This window comes from Bordetella petrii, assembly GCF_020991325.1.
GTDB lineage: Bacteria > Pseudomonadota > Gammaproteobacteria > Burkholderiales > Burkholderiaceae_B > Bordetella_A > Bordetella_A petrii_E.
The window spans coordinates 1-7,129 of record NZ_JAJMLX010000241.1; the positions used below are offsets into that span (position 1 = coordinate 1).

Annotated in this window: 9 protein-coding genes and 1 pseudogene; 4 read left to right on the forward strand and 6 right to left on the reverse strand. The window is 67.2% G+C overall.

Annotated elements, in window-relative coordinates; translation table 11 throughout:
• Nucleotides 1–235 (reverse strand): annotated as a pseudogene (locus LPZ50_RS19420) (CoA ester lyase); the annotation flags it as partial.
• A 12-nt stretch (nt 236–247) separates the two neighbouring features.
• Complete coding sequence (locus LPZ50_RS19425; protein WP_230663910.1) at nt 248–982, reverse strand: FadR/GntR family transcriptional regulator; 735 nt, start codon at nt 980–982, stop codon at nt 248–250.
• A gap of 158 nt (nt 983–1,140) precedes the next feature.
• Between LPZ50_RS19425 and LPZ50_RS19430 the strand changes: the two genes are divergently transcribed.
• Both LPZ50_RS19430 and LPZ50_RS19435 read left to right on the forward strand, forming a co-directional pair.
• Entirely contained in the window at nt 1,141–2,013 is an 873-nt protein-coding gene (locus tag LPZ50_RS19430; protein ID WP_230663913.1) for an SDR family oxidoreductase, read from the forward strand.
• 63 nt (nt 2,014–2,076) lie between these two features.
• Complete coding sequence (locus LPZ50_RS19435; RefSeq protein WP_230663916.1) at nt 2,077–2,436, forward strand: hypothetical protein; 360 nt, start codon at nt 2,077–2,079, stop codon at nt 2,434–2,436.
• Between the two features lie 118 nt (nt 2,437–2,554).
• Here LPZ50_RS19435 and LPZ50_RS19440 read toward each other — a convergent pair whose 3' ends face one another.
• Nucleotides 2,555–3,997, reverse strand: a complete 1,443-nt coding sequence (locus tag LPZ50_RS19440) for an RNA polymerase factor sigma-54 (RefSeq protein ID WP_230663919.1) — start codon at nt 3,995–3,997, stop codon at nt 2,555–2,557.
• Between the two features lie 153 nt (nt 3,998–4,150).
• Nucleotides 4,151–4,429: a MatE family transporter gene (locus tag LPZ50_RS19445; protein ID WP_230663922.1), complete on the reverse strand. Its 279-nt coding sequence runs from the start codon at nt 4,427–4,429 to the stop codon at nt 4,151–4,153.
• Nucleotides 4,430–4,559: 130 nt separating this feature from the next.
• Between LPZ50_RS19445 and LPZ50_RS19450 the strand changes: the two genes are divergently transcribed.
• Both LPZ50_RS19450 and LPZ50_RS19455 read left to right on the forward strand, forming a co-directional pair.
• Complete coding sequence (locus LPZ50_RS19450; RefSeq protein WP_230663925.1) at nt 4,560–4,799, forward strand: hypothetical protein; 240 nt, start codon at nt 4,560–4,562, stop codon at nt 4,797–4,799.
• 69 nt (nt 4,800–4,868) lie between these two features.
• On the forward strand, nt 4,869–5,435 hold the full coding sequence (locus tag LPZ50_RS19455; protein ID WP_230663928.1) for a DUF4142 domain-containing protein: 567 nt from the start codon (nt 4,869–4,871) through the stop codon (nt 5,433–5,435).
• 24 nt (nt 5,436–5,459) lie between these two features.
• On the opposite strand, the gene LPZ50_RS19460 is transcribed toward LPZ50_RS19455, so the two are convergent.
• Together LPZ50_RS19460 and LPZ50_RS19465 are read right to left on the reverse strand one after the other, a co-directional pair.
• Entirely contained in the window at nt 5,460–6,155 is a 696-nt protein-coding gene (locus LPZ50_RS19460; protein WP_419195614.1) for a slipin family protein, read from the reverse strand.
• Nucleotides 6,156–6,208: 53 nt separating this feature from the next.
• Nucleotides 6,209–7,129, reverse strand: a 921-nt coding sequence (locus LPZ50_RS19465; protein ID WP_329957683.1) for an NfeD family protein, incomplete at its 5' end; no start/stop codon positions are given.

Below are 7,129 nucleotides of genomic sequence, written 5' to 3' on the forward strand. Positions count from 1 at the left end.
CGCCGATGCGGATGGCGGCCACGGTGCCGCGCAGCCGGCACAGCCGGATCAGGGCCGCCGCGTGGCCGCAGGCATCCTGCCATTGCGGCCCAGGCGGAATCTGCGCCAGGTCGGCCACCAGTACATCGGCGCCGCTGGCCAGGGCGGCCTGTTGGGCGCGTGGATCCAGGCCGCATACCAGCATCCAGCTGCGGCGCAGGCGCGGTGGGCGGACGAGGGGGGCGGTGGCTGGCATGGTTCCGGGTTTTCAGCGCATGCCGGCGTGGCCGAAGTCTTCGCGCAGCCGTGCCAGGATGCCGACCAGATGGTCGTGCATGGCGTGGCGTGCGCGCACGGGGTCGCGGTCGACTATCGCGGCCAGGATGCGGTCGTGCTCCTGGCGGGCGGCCTGCCATACCTGCGGGGTGACGAAGTGCTTTTCCAGGCGGCTGTACACCGGGCTGGCGGCGCTGAGCTGCCAGAGGCGCGCGATGGCGGCGGCCAGGGCGGCGTTGCCGCAGGCGCTGGCAATGGCGCCGTGGAACGCCTGGTCGTGGGCGCCGGGGACATCGGTGGACGACATGCCGGCGTGGGCCGCCTGGATCGCCGCGATCTGGGCCGGCGAGCCCTTTTGCGCCGCCAGGGCCGCGCATTCGGGTTCCAGCAGCAGGCGGGTATCCAGCAAGTCGAAGGGGCCTATGCCGGTGGATTCAGAGGGCAAGGCCTGCCGCGCGATGCCGACCGCGGCGGGCCTGTCTTCGGCCCGCGGCGGCGTAAGCACGAATACCCCCGTGCCCACCCGCACGTCCACATAGCCCTCGATCTCTAATGCGATGAGGGCCTCGCGGATGGATGCGCGGCTGACCTGCAACTGGTCGGCCAGTTCGCGTTCGGCCGGCAGCCGGGTGCCGGCGGGGAAATCGCCGGCGCGTATGCGCCCGGCGATCTGGTCGGCGATCATGCGATACAGCCGGGTAACCGCGACGGCCTGGAACGAGTTCATGGTGCCTGGGGCCGGGTGGCCTGGTGGTCAGGCCACTGACTCTACCGGACGCGGCCGCGGGGTCCTACTGGGGGAAACCTTAAGCCGGCATGGAGTTTGCTCGGGGAACGGCAGCCGGCGGCAATAGCCCGCGCGTCATCTTGCTCCAGGAGCCTCGTATGTCTACTTCCCGCACTCCGCAGTCCAATGACGACGGCAAGCCGCGTCAACAGCCGCAGCCCGGGCGCCAGCGCCTGATGGATCCTCCGCCCCAGGGTGAAGCCCGGGAATATCTGGCCGCGGGCCGGTTGCGCGGGCGATGCGCGGTGGTAACGGGGGGTGACAGCGGTATAGGTCGCGCCGTGGCGGTGGCCTATGCGAAAGAGGGCGCGGACGTGCTGATTACCTACCTGGAAGAGCACGAGGATGCGCGCGAGACCGAGAGGCTGGTCAGGCAGGCAGGGCAACGCTGCCTGGCGATAGCCGGCGACCTGGGCGACGAAGCGCACCTGCAGCGCGTCGTGGCCCTGGCGCGCAAGGAATTCGGCACGGTGCACGTGCTGGTGAACAACGCCGCCGAACAACATGTGTTCGAGAAGTTCGAGAACATCACGCGCGGCCAGCTCGAGCGCACCTTCCGCACCAATTTCTTTGCCGCCTTCCGCCTCAGCCAGGAAATCCTGGGCCTGATGCCCGACGGCGGAACGATCATCAACACCACATCGGTGACGGCCTATCATGGCAACCCGAGGCTGATCGACTATTCGTCCACCAAGGGTGCCATGGTGGCGTTCACGCGTTCGCTGTCCACGTCCCTGCTCGAGCGCGGCATACGGGTCAACGCGGTGGCGCCGGGCCCGATCTGGACACCCCTGATCCCGTCCACCTTCCCCGAGGAAAATCTGGACTCGTTCGGGAAAAATGTTCCCATGAACCGGCCGGGCCAGCCCGACGAAGTGGCCCCGTGCTTCGTGTTCCTGGCCAGCGACGATGCCAGCTATATGTCGGGGCAAGTGCTGCATCCGAATGGGGGGCAGATCGTCAACGGCTAAGAGGCGGGCGCCAGGCACGCCGCTTGCTGCGCCATTGCCTCGTACATTGTTCGGGAGACGCACATGAAGCGTAATTTACTTTCCCTGGCGGCTGCCTTGGCCGTGATGGGTGCCATGGCGGGCGGCGCGCACGCGCAATCGACGCCGGATACCGGGCGGCCGTCGAGCACTTCGCCATCGACCACGCCGAATGACGGTTCAGCGGTGCCCCCCAATACGCAGGTGCCCGCGGGCCAGATTCCCCCGGCCGGCGAGACGAACCCCGGCCAACGCAGCCAGGGATCGATGGGTTCGCAGCCAAATATGGCGTACTCGGGCAATTGCGACGCCCCGGGAAGCAAGACGGGTCTTTCGCTGACCACGAACTACGTGCCGAATCGCAACACGAGTTCCGACACGATGTCGACTCCCCCGCAGTGCTGATCAGGATTCAGCCTGCATGAAAAGCGCCCGGCTTGCCGGGCGTTTTTTTGGGTACTGGTCTGGTGTCAGCGTTTCACCGCACGATGCGTGACCCGGCCGTAGCGCTTCGGGGGTGGGATCAATACTGCCGGCGCATTTCGGCCGGCGGACGCTTCATCTGCGCGCGGTACTTCGACACCGTGCGGCGCGCCACCACGATACCGTCCGAAGCCAGCTTGCTGGCCAGCGCCACGTCCGACAGCGGCATGCGCGGGTCTTCGTTGTCTATCAGTTCGGCGATCAGGGCGCGCACCGCGCCGGCCGAGCACGAACCGCCCGTGTCGGTGGCCAGCTCGCGCGAGAAAAAGTACTTGAATTCCAGGATGCCCATGGGCGTGGCCATGTACTTGTTGGCCGTGGCGCGTGATACGGTGGATTCGTGGATGTCCAGTTCGGCCGAGATCTCGCGCAGCATGAGGGGGCGCAACGCCACCGGGCCGTACTCGAAGAAGCCGTGCTGCATGCGCACGATGGCCTCGGCCACGCGCTGGATCGTGCTGTAGCGCTGTTCCACATTGCGCACCAGCCAGCGTGCTTCCTGCAGTTCCTGCGCCATGGGGCCGCGCTCGCGGTAGCGGGCGGTGCGGAACAGGTCGGCGTATACGCGATGCAGGCGCGGCTGCGGCACGGCGCCGCGGTTGCAGTGCACGCGCCATTCGCCGCTTTCCTTGCGCACGATGACATCGGGCACGATGTAGGCCGGCGGCGCCTGGTCGTAGCGGCGTCCGGGGCGCGGATCCAGCGAGCGCACGACCTCGCAGGCCTGCCGCAGATCATGCTCCGGGCAGTCCAGGGCGCGTTGCAGCCCTTCGTAGTCGTGGCGCGCCAGGATCTCGAGGTGGTCTTGCACGATGCGCCGCGCCAGGCTGGCGCCTGGGCGCTGTGTATCCATGGCCTGCAGCTGCAGGGTCAGGCATTCGCGCAGATCGCGCGCGCCCAGGCCGGGAACGTCCAGTTGCTGCACCAGGCACAAGGCGGCGCGCCATTCGCTTTCTTCCGCCGGCGTGCCCAGCACGGACGCGTCGGCCAGTTCGTCCAGGGGCAGGCGCAGGTAGCCGTCTTCATCCAGGGCCTGGATCACATACTGCGCCAGCAGGCGGTCGCGCGGCGACAGCCGATAGGTGCGCAGTTCCTGGTCCAGGCGTTCCTGCAGCGACACCGAGGCGCCTACCCATTGCCCCATGTCCATGGGGGCGCCATCTTGCGGATTGCGGGATACCGGATAATCGCCGGAATACTCGGGCAGGGGCGCTCCATCGGCGGGCATATCGAGCGGCGCGGCGGGCGTGGCGTATTCCACCGCCACGTCGCTGCCGTCGGCGGCATCCGCGGCGGCCTGCGGCAGGACGGTGGCGGTTTCCTCGTCTTCTTCGAGAAAAGGGTTGTCGACCAGGGCCTGACGTACTTCCTGATTGAATTCCAGGGCCGACATCTGCAGCAGCTTCACTGACTGTTGCAGGCGGGGGGTCAGCGCGGTCTGCTGGTGCAGGCGCAACTCATGGGCTGCATGGATCAACGTCATCTCCTTGGTGGCAACATGCGGGTAGCCTTGCCGATACTCATGCAATAAGCATGCCAACTCATGCGCCGCAGGAGGATGGCGCGGAATTTGCTGCTGGCCGCCGGCCTTTCTTACTGTTCTGTGTAAGAAGTGCCGGCCGCCTTCAGGCGCCCGCTATTCGGGGTTGCCGCCGTTGCGCGCAGGGTCGGGAGGCGTGTGGGCCAACCCGGCCTCGTCTTCCCGGACAACGCGGTCGGTTTCGACGTCGGTGCCGGAATCGTCTTCCAGCGAAGGTTCCACGCTTTCACGTTCGCCGGTGCCCTGTGCGTCGGTATCGTTGTCGGCGGCGCCGGGCAGGTCGCTGCCAGAGTCGGAGGAATCGCTGGGGCCCAGCCCCGGTTGGCGCGGCGTGGCGCGCAAGAGCCACAGGGCGGGAAATAGCGTCTGGATCATGGCGTGCTCCGTAGTGTCCCAGTGCTGTTGGGGAAACACACACACTGCAGGCAAACCTCGTGCCACGGCGTATGGGTATGTGGATTGCGACGCGCAGCCTCGCCGAATACCCGAATACTGGAGGCCTTCAATGAAGCAGACCGACAAGCAGCCCCACCAGGAAAACTCCGACGACCGCCGCGCGCGCGAAGACGATGCCATGCGCCGCCGCGATACCGACCGTACCTTGAATGACCGGCCCGCCGATCCGAATCGGGCGGGCGCCGGGGTACGGATACCGCCCGGCGTGGACGCCGAGGATGTACGCGACCCGGGCCGTCAGACGCCGCAAGCCCCGCCTGTCGACAATCGTTCCGGCCAGCGCAAATGATTCGCGCAGGATGCGGGCACGCGGGTTGCTAGGGTAAGCCGCCCGCGCTCGGCGGGTTCGGAGAACGTCATGAATCCGTGGAAACTACCCGCCATTTTCGCGGCAACGGCCATCGCCGTCATCATGGGCCTGCAGGCCTATGCCTCGTCGGCCGCGCTGGATCACCGGGACCGCCTGTTCATGGAAGCCGCCACGCGCGCCGGGCTGTTCGAGCTGAGGTCGGCCGATCTGGCCCTGCAGCGCGCCTCGGACGCGGAACTGCGGGCCTACGTGCAGGCGGCCCGGCGCGACCAGGCCGAGGCCCGCACCCGGCTGCTGGCCATTGCCGCCGCGAAATCGCGTTCGGTGCCCGGCGCGGTGGACGGCGAGCAGCATACGATGCTGGGTGAGCTGCAGAAAGCCGCGCCCGGCGATTTCGACAGGCTGTATCTGCAGAAAGTGGCGGTATATGCGCAGCAGTCGGTGGTGTGGCTGTTCGAGGAAGCGGCGCAGGAAAGCAAGGATCCGGAACTGCGCGCCTACGCGGCCAGCATGCTGCCGGTGCTGCAATTGCGCCTGGAACAGGCGCGCGCCCTGCAGGCCGCGCAATGGGCTGCCGGGCCGGATAGCGGCCCGGACCTTCCGGCGGGAGTCTAAGCGGCATGGGGCCTGCGCGGTGCCTCAACCTTCTTTCTTGCCCAGCACACCTTGCAGCAGGTCGATGGGAACGGGAAACACGATGGTCGAGCTTTTGTCGCCGGCGATGTCGTACAGAGTGGACAGATAACGCAATTGCATCGCTTCGGGCGTGGTGGCCAGGGTGCGGGCCGCGTCCACCAGTTTCTCGGCGGCCTGCTGTTCGCCTTCGGCATTGATGATGCGCGCGCGCCGGTTGCGTTCCGCCTCGGCCTGGCGCGCAATGGCGCGCACCATGCTTTCGTCGATGTCCACATGCTTGATTTCGACGGTAGCCACCTTGATGCCCCAGTCTTCCGTCTGGCGGTCCAGTATTTCCTGCAAGTCGGCATTCAGCTTGTCGCGTTCGGACAGCATTTCGTCCAGGTCGTGCTTGCCCAGCACGGAACGCAAGGTGGTTTGCGCCAACTGGCTGGTGGCATCCATGTAGCGTTCCACCTGGATGACCGCGCGGTCCGGATCCATGACGCGGAAGTACAGCACCGCGTTCACTTTTACCGATACGTTGTCGCGTGAAATGATGTCTTGCGTGGGAATGTCCAGCACCACGGTGCGCAGGTCCACCCGCACCATCTGCTGCACCACCGGGATCAGGATGATCAGGCCGGGGCCCTTGACGCCGGTGTAGCGGCCCAGGGTGAATACCACCCCGCGCTCGTATTCGCGCAGCACGCGGATCATGGCCAGCAGCAACAGCACGACCAGCGCGGCGACGACGGCATAGGCGATCAGGATCATAGGGGCTCCTTGGGGTTGGGGGCGGACGCGCGCAATACCAGCACCAGGCCCTGGCGCGACTCGATGACGGCCTGCTGTCCGGGCGCCAGCGGGGTGTCGGCGCGCGCTTGCCAGGTTTCGCCGCCAGCGCGCACCAGGCCGCGATGGCCGTTCCAGCTGAGCACTTCCACGGTTTCACCTGGCTGCGTGCCGTCCGCGGCAAGCACGCGGCGCCGCTGTGAGCGCCATGCCACGAAGAAAATCGCGAAGAGCAGCAGCGCGCTGACAGCCGCGGCGCCGATCACCAGCGGCACGGGCAGCGCGAAATCCGCTGCCGGGGTGTCATACAGGAACAGCGAGCCAAACGCGAACAGGGCCAGGCCCGCGGCCCCCAGTACTCCCAGCGTGGGCGTGAATGCCTCGGCGACCATCAAGCCTATGCCCAGCAGCACCAGCCCCAGGCCGGCGTAGCTGACCGGCAGCATGTTCAGGGCGAACAGGGCGGTGACCAGCGCAACGGCCCCGATGGCGCCGGGCAGCACCATGCCCGGGTTCATCATCTCGAAGAGAATGCCGTAGATGCCCAGCAGCAGCAGTATGTAGGCGATGCTGGGGTCGGTGATGACGGCCAGCACGCGCGTGCGCCAATCGGGTTCCACATCGACCACTGGCGCCGCGTTGGTGGCCAGTGCGATCACGGATGCATTGGCCCGTACTTCGCGGCCATGGGCCTGCCGCAGCAAGTCTTGCATGTCAGTGGCGACCAGGTCGATGACGTGCTGTTCCAGCGCTTCGTGCGCGGGCAGGCTGGCGGCGCCGCGCACCGCGTCTTCGGCCCACTGGGGATTGCGGCCGCGCATGTCGGCCAGGCTGCGGATGAAGGCGGCGGCATCGTTCACCGCCTTGCGTTCGCGCGCGTCGGGTTCGGGGCCCGGGGC

Bases quoted from the DNA above. Each gene is read 5' to 3' on its own strand.
- LPZ50_RS19425 (WP_230663910.1), bottom strand. From the start codon at position 982: ATGAACTCGTTCCAGGCCGTCGCGGTTACCCGGCTGTATCGCATGATC.
- LPZ50_RS19430 (WP_230663913.1), top strand. From the start codon at position 1,141: ATGTCTACTTCCCGCACTCCGCAGTCCAATGACGACGGCAAGCCGCGT.
- LPZ50_RS19435 (WP_230663916.1), top strand. From the start codon at position 2,077: ATGAAGCGTAATTTACTTTCCCTGGCGGCTGCCTTGGCCGTGATGGGT.
- LPZ50_RS19440 (WP_230663919.1), bottom strand. From the start codon at position 3,997: ATGACGTTGATCCATGCAGCCCATGAGTTGCGCCTGCACCAGCAGACC.
- LPZ50_RS19445 (WP_230663922.1), bottom strand. From the start codon at position 4,429: ATGATCCAGACGCTATTTCCCGCCCTGTGGCTCTTGCGCGCCACGCCG.
- LPZ50_RS19450 (WP_230663925.1), top strand. From the start codon at position 4,560: ATGAAGCAGACCGACAAGCAGCCCCACCAGGAAAACTCCGACGACCGC.
- LPZ50_RS19455 (WP_230663928.1), top strand. From the start codon at position 4,869: ATGAATCCGTGGAAACTACCCGCCATTTTCGCGGCAACGGCCATCGCC.
- LPZ50_RS19460 (WP_419195614.1), bottom strand. From the start codon at position 6,155: ATGATCCGCGTGCTGCGCGAATACGAGCGCGGGGTGGTATTCACCCTG.